This window comes from Kribbella sp. (genome assembly GCF_035655035.1).
Taxonomy (GTDB): domain Bacteria; phylum Actinomycetota; class Actinomycetes; order Propionibacteriales; family Kribbellaceae; genus Kribbella.
The window spans coordinates 1-16323 of record NZ_DASRVN010000006.1 but is presented as its reverse complement, the minus strand read 5'-3'; the positions used below and the strand labels follow the sequence as shown (position 1 = coordinate 16323).

Annotated in this window: 17 protein-coding genes; 7 read left to right on the top strand and 10 right to left on the bottom strand. The window is 69.3% G+C overall.

Annotated elements, in window-relative coordinates:
* Positions 1–147: 147 nt before the first annotated feature.
* From VFF46_RS00240 to VFF46_RS00220, 5 genes are all read right to left on the bottom strand, one after another.
* A complete protein-coding gene (locus tag VFF46_RS00240) occupies positions 148–915 on the bottom strand; it encodes an ABC transporter permease (RefSeq protein WP_325034896.1) in 768 nt (255 codons plus the stop codon).
* A complete protein-coding gene (locus VFF46_RS00235) occupies positions 912–1886 on the bottom strand; it encodes an ATP-binding cassette domain-containing protein (RefSeq protein WP_325034895.1) in 975 nt (324 codons plus the stop codon). Before VFF46_RS00235 ends, VFF46_RS00240 begins: the two co-directional genes overlap by 4 nt.
* A gap of 161 nt (positions 1887–2047) precedes the next feature.
* Positions 2048–2743: a PadR family transcriptional regulator gene (locus VFF46_RS00230; protein WP_325034894.1), complete on the bottom strand. Its 696-nt coding sequence runs from the start codon at positions 2741–2743 to the stop codon at positions 2048–2050.
* 57 nt (positions 2744–2800) lie between these two features.
* A complete protein-coding gene (locus VFF46_RS00225) occupies positions 2801–3817 on the bottom strand; it encodes an acyltransferase family protein (RefSeq protein ID WP_325034893.1) in 1017 nt (338 codons plus the stop codon).
* A gap of 172 nt (positions 3818–3989) precedes the next feature.
* Positions 3990–4943: a GlxA family transcriptional regulator gene (locus tag VFF46_RS00220; protein WP_325034892.1), complete on the bottom strand. Its 954-nt coding sequence runs from the start codon at positions 4941–4943 to the stop codon at positions 3990–3992.
* A 71-nt stretch (positions 4944–5014) separates the two neighbouring features.
* Here VFF46_RS00220 and VFF46_RS00215 point away from each other — a divergent pair, with 71 nt between their 5' ends.
* On the top strand, positions 5015–5278 hold the full coding sequence (locus tag VFF46_RS00215) for a hypothetical protein (RefSeq protein ID WP_325034891.1): 264 nt from the start codon (positions 5015–5017) through the stop codon (positions 5276–5278).
* Here the strand turns inward: VFF46_RS00215 and VFF46_RS00210 are convergent.
* Positions 5266–6246: a DUF418 domain-containing protein gene (locus VFF46_RS00210; protein ID WP_325034890.1), complete on the bottom strand. Its 981-nt coding sequence runs from the start codon at positions 6244–6246 to the stop codon at positions 5266–5268. The two genes, VFF46_RS00215 and VFF46_RS00210, sit on opposite strands and share 13 nt — an antisense overlap.
* A 261-nt stretch (positions 6247–6507) precedes the next feature.
* Here VFF46_RS00210 and VFF46_RS00205 point away from each other — a divergent pair, with 261 nt between their 5' ends.
* Positions 6508–6810 (top strand): hypothetical protein, encoded by a 303-nt coding sequence (locus tag VFF46_RS00205; protein WP_325034889.1) that lies wholly within the window; start codon positions 6508–6510, stop codon positions 6808–6810.
* Here the strand turns inward: VFF46_RS00205 and VFF46_RS00200 are convergent.
* Positions 6770–6907 (bottom strand): hypothetical protein, encoded by a 138-nt coding sequence (locus VFF46_RS00200; protein WP_325034888.1) that lies wholly within the window; start codon positions 6905–6907, stop codon positions 6770–6772. The genes VFF46_RS00205 and VFF46_RS00200 overlap by 41 nt on opposite strands.
* Before the next feature lie 102 nt (positions 6908–7009).
* On the opposite strand from VFF46_RS00200, the gene VFF46_RS00195 reads away from it, so the two are divergent.
* Positions 7010–7867, top strand: coding sequence for a DNA-formamidopyrimidine glycosylase family protein (locus VFF46_RS00195; RefSeq protein ID WP_325034887.1), 858 nt, complete (start codon positions 7010–7012; stop codon positions 7865–7867).
* 20 nt (positions 7868–7887) lie between these two features.
* Entirely contained in the window at positions 7888–8331 is a 444-nt protein-coding gene (locus VFF46_RS00190) for a DUF2871 domain-containing protein (RefSeq protein ID WP_325034886.1), read from the top strand.
* Here the strand turns inward: VFF46_RS00190 and VFF46_RS00185 are convergent.
* Positions 8300–9250, bottom strand: a complete 951-nt coding sequence (locus VFF46_RS00185; protein WP_325034885.1) for a hypothetical protein — start codon at positions 9248–9250, stop codon at positions 8300–8302. The genes VFF46_RS00190 and VFF46_RS00185 overlap by 32 nt on opposite strands.
* 72 nt (positions 9251–9322) lie before the next feature.
* Positions 9323–10156 (bottom strand): hypothetical protein, encoded by an 834-nt coding sequence (locus VFF46_RS00180; RefSeq protein WP_325034884.1) that lies wholly within the window; start codon positions 10154–10156, stop codon positions 9323–9325.
* Positions 10157–10279: 123 nt separating this feature from the next.
* Between VFF46_RS00180 and VFF46_RS00175 the strand changes: the two genes are divergently transcribed.
* From VFF46_RS00175 to VFF46_RS00165, 3 genes are all read left to right on the top strand, one after another.
* Positions 10280–10603: a rhodanese-like domain-containing protein gene (locus tag VFF46_RS00175; protein ID WP_325034883.1), complete on the top strand. Its 324-nt coding sequence runs from the start codon at positions 10280–10282 to the stop codon at positions 10601–10603.
* Positions 10604–10801: 198 nt separating this feature from the next.
* A complete protein-coding gene (locus tag VFF46_RS00170) occupies positions 10802–14086 on the top strand; it encodes a phosphodiester glycosidase family protein (RefSeq protein WP_325034882.1) in 3285 nt (1094 codons plus the stop codon).
* A gap of 10 nt (positions 14087–14096) precedes the next feature.
* Positions 14097–15002: an LD-carboxypeptidase gene (locus VFF46_RS00165; protein WP_325034881.1), complete on the top strand. Its 906-nt coding sequence runs from the start codon at positions 14097–14099 to the stop codon at positions 15000–15002.
* Here VFF46_RS00165 and VFF46_RS00160 read toward each other — a convergent pair.
* Positions 14974–16323 (bottom strand): S9 family peptidase (locus VFF46_RS00160; protein ID WP_325034880.1); only part of this gene is annotated, 1350 nt, incomplete at its 5' end. The two genes, VFF46_RS00165 and VFF46_RS00160, sit on opposite strands and share 29 nt — an antisense overlap.

Here is a 16323-nt window from a genome sequence, read left to right as displayed (position 1 = left end):
GATCTCCGCTGGTTCGCGATCAACGCGATGAAGTCCGCCTTCCTCCCCTTCGACGAAAGACTCGAGATCATCAACAACACCATCAAGCCTTGGTACGACTCACACTGAAAGAGAAAAGAAAGCGGCTGTGGGGTGGCCTGGGACGACTCACACTGAGCGTTGGTAGGTGCGGAAGGCCCGTGTGGACAGCCAGGCGACGATCAGGGTGAACGCCAGTAGGTAGGCACAGTGCCGCCAGACCGAGGACCAGTCCGGGGTGGCGGACAGGGACTGGCGGGCGGCGATTGTGGCCCAGTCGACCGGGTTGAAGCGGGCCGCGACGTTCACCCAGTGCGGCGCGACGTGCGGGTCGATCATGATCGACGACATGAACGTCAGCGGCAGCGAGACGAACTGCGAGATCCCGATCAGCGCCTCCTGCTGCCGGGTGAGTAGCGCGACCGCGTTCGACAGCGAACCGAACCCGAGCCCGACCAGCACCGACGCAAGAATCGTGATCAGGTAACCCCCGACCCCACCGTCGTACCGCGCACCCGCGGCGAAGCCGATCAGGAACACCAGGATCGTCTGGATCAACGTGGTCGACGCGTTGCTGAGCAGTTGCCCCGCCATCAGCCCGCCCCGGCTGATCGGCGACGCGAGCATCCGGTCCATCACGCCGCGCTCCATGTCCTGTACGAACGACGTACCGCTCCAGCCGCTTGTCATCAGCGCCGTCATCATCACGATCCCCGGCGTCAGGAACGCGATGTACGACGAGTCGCCGAATCCGGGGATTTGGACCACACCCTGGAACAGCTGCCCGAACAGCAGCAGCCAGATGGCCGGCTGGATCAGCGTGAACGCGATCAACGCCGGCTGCCGGTACGACGCCCGCGTCCAGCGGCCGAGGATCAGACCCGTGTGCGTGATCATGCCGCCGCCTCCGCAACCTTGAACGAACGGCCGGTGTGCTGCAGGTACACGTCGTCCAGCGACGGCCGCGACACGGTCACCGCGACCACCGGGATCGCCTTGTCCTCGAGCACTCCGAGCACTGCCGGTACGGCGGTCGCGCCGCGGTCCACCCGGGCGCGCAGAGTGTTGCCCTCGACAACGATCTCGCCGATCCCCGGAAGCTGCCCGATCAGCGCACGGACCGTCCCGTCGGTGTCCGGTTCGACCAGCTCGACGTGCACTGAGTCGCCGCGCAACGCGGACTTCAGCGCCTCCGGGGTGCCTTCGGCAACGATCTTGCCGTGGTCGACGATCGCCAGCTGCCCGGCGAGCCGGTCGGCCTCCTCCAGGTAGTGCGTGGTGAGCAGCACGGTCAGCCCTTCCTGCCCGGACAGCCGCAGTACCTCGTTCCACAGATCGGCGCGGGCCTCCGGGTCGAGTCCGGTGGTCGGCTCGTCGAGGAACAGTACGCGCGGCCGGTGGACCAGCCCGAGCGCGACGTCCAGCTTGCGCTGCATGCCGCCCGAGTACGTCTTCACCGTCCGATCCCCGTCCAGATCGAAGCTGCCGAGCAGCTCCCGGGCACGTTGAACGGCCTGCGTACGGGACAGCCCGTAGACCCGCCCGCTCAGTACGAGGTTCTCCAGGCCGGTCGCCATCGGGTCCGAGCTGGACTTCTGCGGTACGTACCCGATCGCGTGCCGGACCTTGTCCTGCTCGCGGTTCACGTCGTACCCGGCGACCGTGGCACTGCCCGAGTCGGCCCGGGACAGCGTCGTGAGGATCTTCACGGTGGTGGACTTGCCGGCGCCGTTCGGCCCGAGCAGGCCGAGGACGATGCCCTCCGGCACGCTCACGGTCAGCCCGTCGAGCGCGCGCAGCGGTGGATTCTTCCGGCCGGCCGGGTACGTCTTGACCAGGTCGACCGCTTCGACGGCATGCGTAGCCATCAGGTAACTCCCTTGTGGGTGCGGGAGCCGGTCGTCGGGCTGGCTATCCTGATGGATGCGCCTTGGGTGCCAGGTCTTCGGACCGACTCGAGGAACTGCGGCCCTTGGTCCCGGTGTTGCCGCACCGTGGAGCGAGGGCCGCCCAAATAATCGGTACTGCTCTAACGTGCTTCGGGCGGCACCGCCTGCATCCAGGCGAACTCCTCCCCGAAGTACTTCACCGGATCCTTCAACTGCTCGCCCGGGGTGATGCCGTCCTCCAGGTAGAGCTTCCAGGCCATCCGCCAGTACTTCGCCCCGCCGAGCGTGTCGGTGCGGATCTCCTCGGCGAGCTGGTGGACGTACGCCGACTCCGCGCGCAGCAGCGCCAGCCGGAACTCCGACTCGACCCAGAAGATCCGCGGGAACTCCGCGGCGTCCATCTGCTCGTGCGCCTGGACCGCGGTCGCGATCTCGGCGTCGACGGCCGTCAGCCGTTGCTCCAGCAGTTCGACGGCGCGATCCGGTGACAGACCGGGCAGGTACGCGAGCCCCGCCTCCAGCGGGTGGAACTCGCGGGACGGCGTACCGACCAGCTCGGTGAGCCAGTCCTCGAACTCGGCCTGGCCGGCGTCGGTGATCCGGTACACCGTCCGCTCCGGCCGGTTGCCCTCGCGGACCGTTTCCTGAGCCTCGACGAAACCGTGCTTCTCCAGGCTGGACACGACCGAGTAGAGCGAGCCGTAGTTCACCTTGATGCTCTGGTCCTTGCCACGGGCCCGGAGCGTCGTGGAGATCTCGTACGGGTGCATCGGCCGCTCGCTCAGACTGCCGAGCACGGCGAACGCCAGCGGATTGCCGACCTTGCGTCTGGCCATGACACCCCCTCGATCTCGATTACTCGAAATCGAGTATTAGTTCACGAGTACCCGATGTCAAGTATTCAGCCAGGCGAACGCCCGCGCCCCGAGCCCGCGCACCGGGAGCGCCGCGAGGGCGCGGTACGTCGGCTCCTCGACGTACTTCGTGAGTAGCCAGGCGAGACCGAGGACGCCGGCCATCGCGCCGGCGATCTGGGTCAGCCGGCCGGCGCCGAGCTCCATCAGCCGGTACGCGATCAGGTAGCCGATCACCTGGTTCAGCAGGTACAGCGCGAACGAGATCCGCGCCAGGAACCGGATCGGCCGCTGGAACCGGGCGAACACCGTCCAGTCCGGGCCGCGGGCGGCGAGCGCGACGAGCAGCAGCAGTACGCCGATGCCGAGCGAGGACGGGAGGTCCGAGGTGTGTGCGTGCTGCGCGAAGACCGTCGCCACGATCAGCCCGGTGAGATGCAGGACGCCGATCCGGCGCTGCGACCAGAGCCAGATCGCGATACCGATCGCGAACAGCTGCAGGCGATGGATGCCGAGCCCGTTCCACAGCTGGATCACCCAGACCGGACTGTGGTCGATGCGCCCGTTCCACTGCAGGGCCACCGGCGCGAGGATCATGATCCACAGCATTGTCGTGATCCGTGGGCCAATCCCGCGGGGCCAGAGCAGGGCGGCCGCGGCGAAGGCCATCAGTTGCAGCGGGAGCGTCCAGTACGAGCCGTCGATGAGCTGCACGCTCGGGTCGAACGAGGCGGCCAGTGTGAGGTTGCCCCACAGGTCGTGCCGGGTCGGCAGCGTCCAGTTGTCCGGGCCGAAGAAGAGCAGCAGCGTGTACGTGACCAGCACGGCGGCCAGGTACGGCGGGAGCACCCGGCAGGCGCGGCGCCACAACCAGCGCGGCGTGGAGCCCCTCCGGATCGTCACGCAGACGAAGTACGCGCTGATCACCAGCAGGATGCTGGCACCAACCTGCAACGGGTACGGACCGAGCGGCTGACCGAGCTCAGGGTGCAGGAACGGACCCATGTACGTCGTGTGGGTGAACATCACGGCGAGCACCGACAGGACGCGCACCACGTCCCAGCTCAGCCTGCGTGTGGTCCTTCCCGAAGGGCGGTCGGGCGTCGTCACACTCACTCCATCTATGCATCGCTCGCCGGTCTGCTCGGCCGTTACCCCCCTGTGACCCTAGGCAGAGACCGGGGTGCGGACGCAAATCGGCTCGGTGATGCGTGGGGCATGTCTCACCTCAGCCGGCGGTTTGGAACGTCCGTCGGTAGTCCTGCGGCGGTACGCCGACGACGCGGCGGAAGTGATGGCGGAGCAGGGCGGCGGTCCCGAAGCCGGATTCGGTGGCGATCTGCTCGATGCCCATCCGGGTCTGCTCCAGGAGAGTGCGGGCGCGCAGGACCCGTTGGGTGGTGACCCACTTCAGCGGGGTGGTGCCGGTCTCGGCGACGAACCGGCGGGCGAAGGTGCGCTCGGACATCTGGGCGCGGCGGGCCAGGGCGGGCACCGTGTGCTCGGTGGTGAGGTTGTCGATCATCCAGTTCAGCACCGGCTGCAGGCTCTCCGCGGAGCACTCCGGCACCGGCACCTCGACGTACTGCCGCTGGCCGCCGTCGCGTTGCGGCGGGACCACCATCCGGCGGGCGATCCGGGTCGCGACCGCGCTGCCGAGTTCGCGCCGGACCAGGTGCAGGCAGGCGTCGATGCCGGCCGCCGTACCGGCGCTGGTGATGATGTTGCCGTCGTCGACGAACAGCACGTCCGGGTCGATCTTCGCGGTCGGGAACTGGTCCATGAACTTGTCGATGTACCGCCAGTGCGTGGTGCACGGCCGTCCGTCGAGCAGTCCGGCGGCGCCGAGGACGAACGCGCCGGAGCAGACCGTCAGCAGGATCGCGCCGCGGGCCTCCGCCCGGCGCAGCGCCTCCAGGATCCGCTCGTCGTACTCGTGCCGCCAGGTGGTCGCCGGGACGCCGATCAGGTCCGCGTCCTCGAGCTCCTCCAGGCCGTACGGCGCGATCACCTGGGAGTGGGTGCTGGTCTCCATCGGCACGCCGGGGGTGGTCGAGCAGACCTTGAAGTCGAACGGCGGGACGCCGTCGTCGGTGCGGTCCAGCCCGAAGACCTCGGCGAGTACGCCGAACTCGAACAGGGCGACATCCTCCATCAGCACGACCGCGATCTTCCGGAGCATGGCAGAATCTTATCGGACTATGTCAATGGCGCCACTGGTGGCAGGATCTCGAAGCTAGAATCATTACTGCCATGACCGGATACATTGTTCTCGTAGTCCTCGTACTCGCCGTGATCGCCGCCCTCGAGGTCAGCAACCGGCGCAACGCAGGCGGTCCGGCTGCCGGACCGCAGGGCACGTGGGTCGCCGACGACCGCGACGTGGCCCGGACCAAGCTCGACCTGCTCGCGCTCGGCGGTGCGGCCAAGCCCTTCACCCACAAGCCTGTTTCGACCACCGGCACGGTGCACAGCATTCGTACCGCCCGCCTGCACGACGGCCGTCACGCCGCCTGAGTTCGCCAGCTGGGGGCGGTCGCGTTGGTGACCGCCCGCAGTACCCCTTCGACCGGGCCGTAGCGGAAGCTGCTCAGCCAGGCGTGGCTGAACATCACCTGCAGCACGAAGATCCCGACCGCGAAGCCCATGGTCTCCAGAGGCGAGACCTGTCCCACCAGCCCGAAGCCGACGCCGGTGAAGATCAGCAGGGTCGCCAGTGATTGGCCCAGGTAGTTCGAGAGGGCCATACGCCCGGCCGGCGCGAGCAGCCGGCGGAGGTCCTCGCCCTGGTCCGAGTGCATGATCCGCAGCAGCGAGGCGACGTACGCCGCGGTCAGGAATGGCGCCGTCATCACACTCATCAGCACGGCCCGGGTGTCACCATTGCCGCCGGAGGCGTAGACGACTCCACCGGTGATGCCGATGGCGAAGCCGACCAACTGGATCAGCCGGAGCAGGGCGTCGGAGCCGTCGACGTTCTGCAGCAGCCGCCGGCGCCCGGCCACCATGCCGACCAGGAACGCGGCCAGAGTGGTCGGGCCTTGCACGGTGAGCAGGGACAGGCCGTACGTCGGCAGCGCGCGGAGGTGCTCGCCGACGACTTCGCTGAACGAGCCCGCCAGGTTCGCGGCCGTCCCCCGTGCGGCCGTTACTGCTGTGGTCGGGTCCAGGACCGCCGACGTGTCCAGGAAGAGCGCTGCGACCGCCAGGGTGACGAAGAGGTAGGCGTAGATGCCTCCTGCGACGAGGAGCGCCGTACGGTCCTTGACTCGCCGCATGGCGACCAGGAGCAGGCCGATGATCGCGTAGACGCTCAGGATGTCGCCCGTGATCAGAAAGACGCCGTGTAGTACGCCGAGCACGAACAGCCCGCCGAGCCGCCGCAGCATCCGCGGCCGGAACGCAGTACCCACCCGCTGCGCCGCCTGCATCTGCAACTGGAAGCTGTACCCGAACAAGAACGAGAACAGCAGATAAAACTTCATATCTACAAACGCCGACGACACCCACCGCACCGCCTGATCCAGCCACGAGCCGTACGCCGGATCCTCCACCACATGAATCGGATACCCAGAGGCCGCGAACGTAATGTTCACCACCAAGATCCCCAACAACGCAAACCCCCGCAGCGCATCCACATCCTGAATCCGCCCCCGCCCCACCACCTCGCTCATGCCTCCCAGCACATCAGCGGCCGACCTGAAATGCAGTAGCGCTGGATCCTCCTCGAAGGTGGACTTAGCTCCATGGCTGACGGTGGCTCAGTGGGCGGCAGTTCAGACGTCGAGTTCGCGACCAGCACCACGCACGAGTGGAACCACGGGCTCGGCGAGACCATCGCTGCCGCGCAGCGGGCCGGGTTGGTGTTCGACTCGTTGACTGAGCACGACAGTGCGCCGTGGAACGCGCTTCCCGGGATGATGAGCGAGGACGCCGCCGGGGAGTGGCGCCTGACGGCGGATCCGCGCCGCCTGGCCGCCCCCTTCACCCTGCAGGCTCACAAACCGGTTATGCCCGGCGTTGCTGGACCTTCTGGAATGCCTGCTTGAGCTTGGCCTGGTTTTCCGGCTTGCTCAGTTCGCGTTGGGCGACCTGGACCAGCTTGGCGACCACGGCGCCCTTTATCAACGTCTTCACGAACCCCATCAGGGCCTCCCTACTCTGTTGCCCTCGACGCTACCGGGCGTGACAACCCTCCTCCATGGGTGATCCACCGGAACTGTCCCTGGCGTCGGGCACACTAGGAGTATGCCTGAGTTGCCGGAGGTCGAGTCGCTGGCCGTGTTTCTGCGGGAGCGTGCGGTCGGGCACGCCTTCGTCCGGGCGGACATCACCGCGATCAGCGCACTGAAGACGTATGACCCGCCGATCTCGGCGATGGTCGGGCTGCTGATCGACGACGTGCGGCGGCACGGGAAGTTCCTGGACATCTCGGCGCAGGGCGTGCACCTGGTGATCCACTTGGCGCGGGCCGGCTGGCTGCGCTGGAAGGACGAGCAGAACGCCGGGCTCGTCCGGCCCGGGAAGGGCCCGATCGCGCTCCGGACGGTCCTGGACGACGGCTCGGGGTTCGACCTGACCGAGGCCGGCACCCAGAAGAAGCTCGCGGTCTACGTCGTCCGCGACGTCGACGAGGTCCCCGGCGTCGCCCGCCTCGGGCCGGACCCGTTCACGCTGTCGCTCGAGGACTTCGGCGAGATCCTGAAGCGCGCGGGCCGCGTCCAGCTCAAGGGCGTCCTGCGGAACCAGTCGGTCATCGCCGGCATCGGCAACGCGTACTCCGACGAGATCCTGCACGTCGCGAAGATGAGCCCGTTCAAACCCGCCTCGAACCTGTCCGACGACGAGCTCCGGATCCTGTACGACGCGATGCGCGAAACCCTGAAGGACGCCGTCGACCGATCCGCCGGGCTCGCCGTCCAGGACCTGAAGTCGGAGAAGAAGTCCGGCCTCCGGGTGCACGGCCGGAAGGGTGAGAAGTGCCCGGTCTGCGGTGACGTCGTCCGCGAGGTGAGCTTCGCCGACTCCTCCCTGCAGTACTGCGCGACCTGTCAGACCGGCGGCAAACCGCTGGCCGACCGGAGGCTGTCGAAGCTGCTGAAGTAGGTTCCAGTACCTTCCAGGGCATGCGGAAGATCTACGTGGCAGCACACGTCTACGTGATTCTGGGGCTGATCAGCGGGCTGTACTACCGCGAGCTGACCAAGGCCGAGAACTTCACCGGCGACTCCCAGCTCGGCGTCGTCCACACCCACATCCTCGCGCTGGGCATGCTGTTCTTCCTGATCGTGCTCGCGCTGGAGAAGCTGTTCACGCTGACCGACGGCAAGCTCTTCACCGCGTTCTTCTGGGTCTACAACGCGGGCCTCGCGCTCACCGTCGGCATGATGCTGCTCCGCGGGACGATGGTCGTGCTCGGCCACCAGCCCGGCGCCGCGCTCGACGGCATCTCCGGGCTGGGGCACGTCACGATCACCCTCGGCCTGATCTTCTTCTTCATCAACCTCGGCAAGTGCCTGCCAGTGAAGACCGAAGAAGCTACGTTGTCATCTGATCGAACATCGTCTTGACGTCGGCCGTGTTCGGCGTCGACAGCAACGTCGGCGTACCGCTCGTCGTCCGGCGTGAGGTCACCGCGAACACGTACCCGAGGTTCGCGTCGATCCGGTCCTTCAGCCACGGCCCGCCGCTGGCGCCGCCGTTCATCGAGCAGGTCAGCGCCGCGTCCGAGCCGCCCCACGCGTAGGTGGTGCCGTCGCAGTAGTACGGCACCTCACCGTTGTACGGCGCCTCGGCCGGCCAGCCCCAGATCCGGGTACCGGCCTGGCTCTGACCGTTCCCCCAGACCAGGCCGTTGCCGCCGACCGCGTCGATCAGGTTCGCGCCGTTGCGCTGCTGCAGCGTCACGAACGCCTGGTCGTGGGTGAAGTCGCTGCTGCTGATCCACGAGTTGAACGTCCGCGCCTGGCTCCAGTTCCACAGGCCGTACCCGGACTGGCCGTTGTAGTAGGCCGGGGCGAACACGATGTTCGAGTGCCAGCCGCCGCCCTGGCCGCTGTGCACGCAGTGGCCCGCGGTGATGATCAGGTTCTTGTAGCTGTTGTTGATCGTCGACGCCGAGCACACGTAGTTGAGCCCGTTGTCGGTGAAGAACAGCTTGCCGGCCGTGCTCGGTACGACATCGTTGGCGAGCTTGTGCCCGGCGCGCGGGGCGACCGGCCTGGACGCGACACCGCTGGAAGTCCCTTGTTTTGCAGGGGTTCCGGCGACGGTCCCGGTGGGCAGGTCGGCCGGGATCGCGTTCCGCATCTTCTCGGCGGTCCAGTACCCGGTCGCGTCGAGCGCGCCGGCCGGGGCCTTGGCGGGAAGTGCCGGAGCACGTACGGCGGTGGTCGCATCACCGGCCGGTACGGCGGTTGCCGGGGTGACGGTGGCGCCGGCGACGAGCAGAACTCCGGCGGCTAACAGGCGGACGGATGATTTACGCATGCCTGACTCCTCGATCGGGGCGGTAGATCGATCACTGCCAGTACAGGGGAAGCGCTCTCAGAATGCAAGCGGTCACAGCCGAACGACATACGGTGAGGACGCCGACCGCCGCCCGGCGTCCAGCCGGGCGCGCAGCTCGTGCTCGCCGACCCCGGTGATCCGGGTGGCCCAGCCGATCGACCGTCCCGGCTCGAGGCCGTCGAACGCCCACGTCTGCTCGGGGGCGGACCAGCCTGGCGGCAGCGGCAGCTCGACCTCGCCGCGGGCCGGCGTACGGCCGAAGTTCGTCACGACCACGGTCAGCTCGGCGCGGCCCGGGTGGATCGACGCCAGCACCGTGCCGACCGGTGCGACCAGCACCCGGCGGACGCCGGCCGGCACTGCCAGCGGTACGACGCGGCTCTCCGGCATCGGGAACGGGCCGATCGTGGTCCGGGTGAGCACGTGACCGGCGACGCCGTACCGGCGGCCGGCGAGGCGGATCTGATGCAGGCTGTCCGGCTCGACCATCCCGACGAACCGGATCGCGACGTCGCCCGCCCGCCGGGCCACCAGGTGTGCCGTCGGACCGGCCGGGGTCAGGTCCCAGACACCGTCGGCGTTCGCGGTGACGGTGTCCTCCGGGACGATCCGCAGCTTCCCGGCCAGCGCGACCCGGACCACCGGCGGCGCACCGGCTTCGGGCAGCCGGACGACCAGGTCGTCACCGTCGCGGCGCCAGGTCAGCGCGCGGCCGGTGTGGTCCTCGACGACGTGCCGCGGCGTGGTCGCGAGCCCCGGCAGCCGTACTTCGTGGTCCGCGGGACAGCGCGCGATCCGGAGCAGCAACAGCTCGCGGCTGCGCAGGATCGCCTCACCCCACGGCTGCGGTTCGAACTCCCCCGGGATCCCCTGAATCAGCGCCACCGCGACCTCCTCCGGCCCACAGGACACTAGATCCGCCCGCCGGGGTCAACGTTTTATCCGGCACCTTCGGTTCCGGAACCGGCCGTGCGTCTCCGGCGACCGAGTGTCTGACATGCTGGGTGCATGTTCCGGAACCAGGAGATTCCTTCGGTCGTGGTGAGCGAGCTCGACGACGCGCTGCTCGCGGAGGCGTTCGTACTCGACGTCCGCGAGCCGGACGAGTGGGACCGCGGCCACATCGAGGGCGCCACGCACATCCCGCTCGGCGAACTGCAGGAGCGGGTCGGCGAGGTGCCGCTGGACCAGAAGGTGCTCTGCGTCTGCGCGGTCGGCGGCCGGTCCGGCATGGCCACCCAGTTCCTGAACCAGGTCGGCCGCGAGGCGATCAACCTCGACGGCGGCATGCACGCCTGGGAAACCTCCGGCCGCCCGGTCAGTAGGGAGTAGGAGGTCTGGTGATCCCCTACTGACTGAGAAGAAAACCTTCCGCACGGTGACCGTAGGGGTTACTTTGTCACCGGTCGGTTGACCGGCGTACACCTGCGGCTCATGAGGCGGTAGCGCGCGCGGCGTCGGATGACCGCGTCCGTCCACCGTGGGGAGGCTCCTGTGTCGCTCATCCGTCCTTTGACCACAGCGATCGGCGTGGGTGGCCTGTTGGCCGGCGTGCTGGTCAGTCCCGCGGTCGGTCAACCCGCCGGCATCCCGGACGCGGCGATCGCCGAGAACGGCGTACTGACGTCGCGGTCCGACAGCCCGGTCGCGCCCGGGGTCAACTACACCTCGTTCGAGCGGCTGGACCCGAAGGGCTGGCAGCGCGGGGACATCCTCGACACCGACCTGAGCAAGCACGGCGTGACCGTCGACCTGGTCAACCCCGGGAAGGTCTCCGGCGCGCAGCCGCTCAGCCAGCAGCTCGCGAGCCGGGGCGCGATCGCCGGCGTGAACGGCGACTTCTTCGACATCAACGACACCAACGCTCCGCTCGGCGTGGGGGTCGAGTCCGGAAGGCTCGTGAACGCGCCGGCCGCCGGGCACAACGACACCGCGGTGATCGGCAAGGACGGGCTCGGAAAGATCGCCCAGCTGTTCCTGCAGGGGACCGCGACCGACGGCGCCACCAAGCTCGAGCTGACCAACCTGAACTCGCCGGCCGTGAACGCCGGCGGGATCGGCCTCTACACCCCGGAGTGGGGCGATGCGGCCCGGACCCGGACCGTCGACGGCCTGCCGACCGTCCGCGAGGTGATCCTTCGCGACGGAGTGGTCGTCTCCTCCGCCACCACTCCGGCCACCACCCCGCTGGCCGCGAACGAGCAGGCGCTGATCGGCCGCGAGGCCGGCGCCGACGCGCTGACCGCGCTGCAGGTCGGCGACAAGGTCGGCATCGCGTACGGCCTGCGCCCGGACGCCGCCGGCGTCGCGGCCGCGGTCAGTGGCAACTACCAGCTCGCGAAGGACGGCGAGGTGCCGGCCGACGTACCGGACGCCGACCTCGCGCCGCGGACCGCGATCGGGTTCGACGCCGACGGCAGCCGGATGATCCTGCTCACCGTCGACGGGCGGGCGACCGGTTCGCGCGGGCTGTCGCTGAAGGAAATGGGCCAGCTGATGATCAGCCTCGGCGCCGACGACGCGCTCAACCTGGACGGCGGCGGCTCCTCGACGATGCTCGCCCGGACCCCGGGCAAGGCCACGCCGGACGTCGTCAACGACCCGTCCGACGGCAACGAGCGGCTGATCCCGAACGGCCTCGGCCTGATCCCGGCCCAGGGCAGCGGCACGCTGAAGGGCTTCCGCGTCGAGTCCGCCGGGACCTCCGCGGAGGGCCCCGACACCGACCTCTCCCGCAGCTCCCGCGTCCTCACCGGCCTCAGCCGCGTCCTCAAGGCCACCGGGTACGACGAGACGTACGCCCCCGCTGCCGGTACGCCGTCCTGGTACGCGGGCAGCAACGTCCGCGTCGACCAGCAGGGCGTGGTGACCGGCCGCCGCGCGGGCGACGTGATGGTCACGGCCACCCGCGGTAGGGCGAACGGAAGGTTCCCTATGACCGTCCTCGGTACGCCGACCCGCCTGGCGCCGTCCACCCGCCAGGTGTCGCTCGCGGACGCGAACGCCACGGGCTTCTTCGAGGTCGACGGGTACGACGCCGACGGGTTCTCCACCTGGATCGAGCCCCGCGACGTGAAGCTCGACTACGACACCACCAAGGTGCAGGTGGTTGCGAAGGGCAACGGCTTCGAGGTCAAGGCCCTGGGCAACGATGCCGTGGCGACCGTGGTGACCGCGAAGGTCGGCACGCTGAGCACGCAGCTCAGCGTCACGGCTGGCCTGGCGAGCACCGTCGTCGACGGGATGGACGACGTCACCAAGTGGGCGGCGACCGCCGTACCGGCCGGTGCCGCGACGGCCACCCGGTCCGCCGCCGCAGGACATGACGGCGGCCAGGCGATCGCGCTCGACTACTCGCTGACCGGCAGCACGGCCACCCGGGCGGCATACCTCTCGCAGACCCCGCAGCAGACGCTGCCCGGCCAGCCGCAGAAGCTCGGCGCCTGGGTGTACGGCGACGGCAAGGGCGCGTGGCTGCGGGCGAACGCGTACGACGCCGCGGGCGGTACGGCGCAGACGCTCAACCTGGCGGCCACGGTCGACTGGACCGGCTGGAAGTACGTCGAGGCGGACATCCCGCCCGGGCTCACGTACCCGCTGCGCTTCTGGCGGATCTATGTCGTCGAGACCTCGCCGACCCGGCAGTACTCGGGCCGGATCGTGATCGACGACCTGACCGTGCGCAGCGCGCCGCCGGTGACGCTGCAGCCGGCGCCCAAGGTGATCGACCCGATGGTGGTCACGGACGGAACGGTCGAGACGGGCGGCCGCTGGCGGTTCGCGGTGATGTCGGACGCGCAGTTCACCGCCGACGACCCGAACTCGGACTACGTCAAGCAGGCCCGGCGGACGATCCGCGAGGCGCTCGCCCAGCACCCGGACTTCCTGGTGATCAACGGCGACTTCGTCGACCGCGGGTTCGGGCCGGACATCGCGCTGGCCAAGCAGGTCATCGACGAGGAGGTGGCCGGCAAGGTGCCGGTGTACTACGTGCCGGGCAACCACGAGACGTACGGCCCGGGCGACCTGTCCGAGTGGAAGAAGGTCTTCGGTAACCCGACCAGCACCTTCGACCACAAGGGCACCCGGTTCGTCCTGCGGGATTCGTCGCTCGGCTCGCTGCGGGCCGGCGGGTTCGACCAGATCGCCGACCTGCGCAAGCAGCTCGACGACGCCGCCCGGAACAAGGCGATCCGGAACGTCGTGGTGTTCGCGCACCACCCGATCGACGACCCGTCGCCGACGCAGAACTCGCAGCTCGGTGACCGCAAGGAAGCCGCGATGATCGTCAAGTGGCTCGCCGACTTCCGGAAGGCCACCGGCAAGGGCGCCGCGTACATGGCCGGGCACGCGGGCACCTTCGCCGCGACCCGCACCGATGGCGTACTGCTCCCGCTGACCGGCAACTCGGGCAAGAGCCCGGCCGCCGCCGCGGACGCCGGCGGCTTCACCGGTTGGGCGCTGGTCGGAATCTCCAAGGCGGCCGCGCAACCGTGGTTCCAGGTCGAGCTGCGCCCGCACGTCGACGCGCTCGAGCTGGCCGCGCCGGCCACGATGCGCCGCGACCAGACCGCCACGGCGTCGGCGACCGTGATCCAGGACGGTCGCCACGTCCCGGTGTCGTTCCCGGTCTCGGCCGACTGGTGGGGCTCGGCCACGATGTACATCGGCCCGGCCAAGTCCGCCCCGTTCTGGGCAGTCGCCGCGTACGACCCGTCCACCGGTCAGCTGAGCGCGCTGCGCCCGGGGACCACGGAGCTGGGCGTCACCGTCAACGGCGTCTCGAAGAGCTCGACCATCCAGGTCGGTTGGTAGCGTCTGCGGCATGAACGAGGTGGTGCTGCCGCAGCGGCTGCGGATTGGTGATCGGGTCGCTGTGGTGGCGCCGTCGGGACGGATCGACGCGGAACGGCTCGCGGTCGGGGTCGAGTACCTGCGGGGCTGGGGGCTCGAGGTCGAGGTGATGCCGTCGGTGCTGGCCGGGCACGAGCGGTTCCAGTACCTGGCCGCCGACGACAAGGCGCGGGCCGAGGACCTGCGGAACGCGTGGCTGGACGAGCGGTACGCCGCCGTGTTCTGCGCGCGCGGCGGGTACGGCGTGCAGCGGATGCTGGAGTACGTCGACTTCGACGAGCTGGTCGCCGTACCGAAGTGGTTCGTCGGGTTCAGCGACATCACCGCGCTGCACGAGCCGTTGAACGCCCGTGGTCTCGTAACGCTGCACGGGCCGATGGCTGCCGCTGTAGAGCAGCTGGAGGTCGAAGAGGGGCGTGAGCGGCTGCGAGCGTTGCTGTTCGAGCCCGAGACCGTCACGGACCTTCTACACGGAGCTCACACTGTCGTCGACGGTGTCGCGGAGGGTCTGTTGCGGGGCGGCAACCTGGCGATGCTGGCTTCCAGCGTCGGTACGCCGACGTACGCGCCGCCGGCCGGGGTCGTCGTACTCGAAGAGGTCAACGAGGAGGCGTACCAGGCGGACCGGTTGCTGACGCAGCTGCTGCGCGCCGGGTGGTTCGACCAGGTGACCGGGCTGGTGATCGGTGACTTCAGCAAGGGCGGGCCGGGGCTCGACGACACCATCCGCGAGCGGCTCGAGCCGCTGGGCGTCCCGATGGTGGAGGGTGCGGCGATCGGGCATGAGCCGTTGAACCTCGCCGTACCGCTGGGGCTGCCGGTACGGCTCGACGCGACCGCCGGGACCCTTACGCCAGGTGGTCTCGGAGGAAGCTGAACGCCTGCGGGTACGCGTCCAGGCGGTTCGCCAGCTTGGCGAGGCCGTGGCCCTCGTCGGGGTACACCAGCAGCCGGCACGGTACGCCGCGCTTGGTCAGCGCCTCCGTGATCTGCTCGGCCTCCGACAACGGCACCCGTGGGTCGTTGGCGCCGTGGATGACGAACAGCGGCGCCCGGATGTCGTCGACCCGGCTGAGCGGGCTCGCGGACTCCAGGAACTCCCGGTCGGTGGCCAGGTAGCCGTACTCGCGCTCCCGCATCGCGCGGCGGTAGTCCGACGTGTTCTCCAGGAACGTCACCAGCGAGGCGATCCCGACGATGTCCACACCGGCCGCCCACAGGTCCGGCTGGAACGAGACACCGGCCAGCACCATGTACCCGCCGTACGAGCCGCCCCAGAGCGCGGCCCGCTGCGGATCGGCGTCGATCGTCGGCAGCCACGCGTTGATCGCGGCCAGGTCCTTCACCGAGTCGAGCCGCAGTTCGCGGTCGTCCAGCGAGTACCAGCGCTTGCCGTAGCCGGCGGAGCCGCGGACGTTCGGGACCACGACCGTGTGTCCCTCACCGGCCAGCGACGAGATGATCGGGCTCCAGATCCGCATCGCGGCACCCTCCGGCCCGCCGTGCACGTGGACCACCGTGGAGCCCAGGTTCGGAGCGGTCGGCCGGAACACGAATACCGGGACCTGCTCGCCGTCGAAGGACGGCACCCGCAGGCTCTCCGGGTGCTCCAGACCGGCCGGGACCTGCACCTGGCCGATCGCGGTCAGCTCGCCGTTCGGCACGTACCGGTACACGGTCGGCGGGGCGACCGGGGAGTTGTAGGTGATCGCCGCGAACGAGCCGTCCGCGGACCAGATCGGGTCCGGCGTCATCATCGTCAGCGCCGCGCAGCCGCCCGCGGGCAGACCGACCGGTGCGACCAGCGCGCCGTCCTCCAGCCGGTGCAGCGCGAGCGTGACCTCGCCGTCCTCCAGCACGCCGACCAATTGGTGCACGCCGTCCGGCGACGGCCACGCGGCGAGGTCCCGCTGGTCGTCCACCAGTACGTCGCTCCACGCCGCGTCGGCCACGTCGTACCGGCGGACCGCCTTCCGGTCGTGGTCGGCGTCGGTGGACACCAGGAACGCGGACGAGTCGGGCAGCCAGGCGACCGGGCCCTGGTCGTTGTGGGCGTCCGCCGGCGTCAGCTCGGTGATCGACCGGCTGGACGTGTCGACCAGCAACAGCTGCATCGAGTTCGCCGGGCTGCTGGCCTTCGACAGGACGACCCACTTGTCGTCGGGTGACGGATCGACGCCCATCACCCAGCCGCCGGC

Bases quoted from the DNA above. Each gene is read 5' to 3' on its own strand.
- VFF46_RS00240 (WP_325034896.1), bottom strand. From the start codon at position 915: ATGATCACGCACACGGGTCTGATCCTCGGCCGCTGGACGCGGGCGTCG.
- VFF46_RS00235 (WP_325034895.1), bottom strand. From the start codon at position 1,886: ATGGCTACGCATGCCGTCGAAGCGGTCGACCTGGTCAAGACGTACCCG.
- VFF46_RS00230 (WP_325034894.1), bottom strand. From the start codon at position 2,743: ATGGCCAGACGCAAGGTCGGCAATCCGCTGGCGTTCGCCGTGCTCGGC.
- VFF46_RS00220 (WP_325034892.1), bottom strand. From the start codon at position 4,943: ATGCTCCGGAAGATCGCGGTCGTGCTGATGGAGGATGTCGCCCTGTTC.
- VFF46_RS00215 (WP_325034891.1), top strand. From the start codon at position 5,015: ATGACCGGATACATTGTTCTCGTAGTCCTCGTACTCGCCGTGATCGCC.
- VFF46_RS00210 (WP_325034890.1), bottom strand. From the start codon at position 6,246: ATGAAGTTTTATCTGCTGTTCTCGTTCTTGTTCGGGTACAGCTTCCAG.
- VFF46_RS00205 (WP_325034889.1), top strand. From the start codon at position 6,508: ATGGCTGACGGTGGCTCAGTGGGCGGCAGTTCAGACGTCGAGTTCGCG.
- VFF46_RS00200 (WP_325034888.1), bottom strand. From the start codon at position 6,907: ATGGGGTTCGTGAAGACGTTGATAAAGGGCGCCGTGGTCGCCAAGCTG.
- VFF46_RS00195 (WP_325034887.1), top strand. From the start codon at position 7,010: ATGCCTGAGTTGCCGGAGGTCGAGTCGCTGGCCGTGTTTCTGCGGGAG.
- VFF46_RS00190 (WP_325034886.1), top strand. From the start codon at position 7,888: ATGCGGAAGATCTACGTGGCAGCACACGTCTACGTGATTCTGGGGCTG.
- VFF46_RS00185 (WP_325034885.1), bottom strand. From the start codon at position 9,250: ATGCGTAAATCATCCGTCCGCCTGTTAGCCGCCGGAGTTCTGCTCGTC.
- VFF46_RS00175 (WP_325034883.1), top strand. From the start codon at position 10,280: ATGTTCCGGAACCAGGAGATTCCTTCGGTCGTGGTGAGCGAGCTCGAC.
- VFF46_RS00165 (WP_325034881.1), top strand. From the start codon at position 14,097: ATGAACGAGGTGGTGCTGCCGCAGCGGCTGCGGATTGGTGATCGGGTC.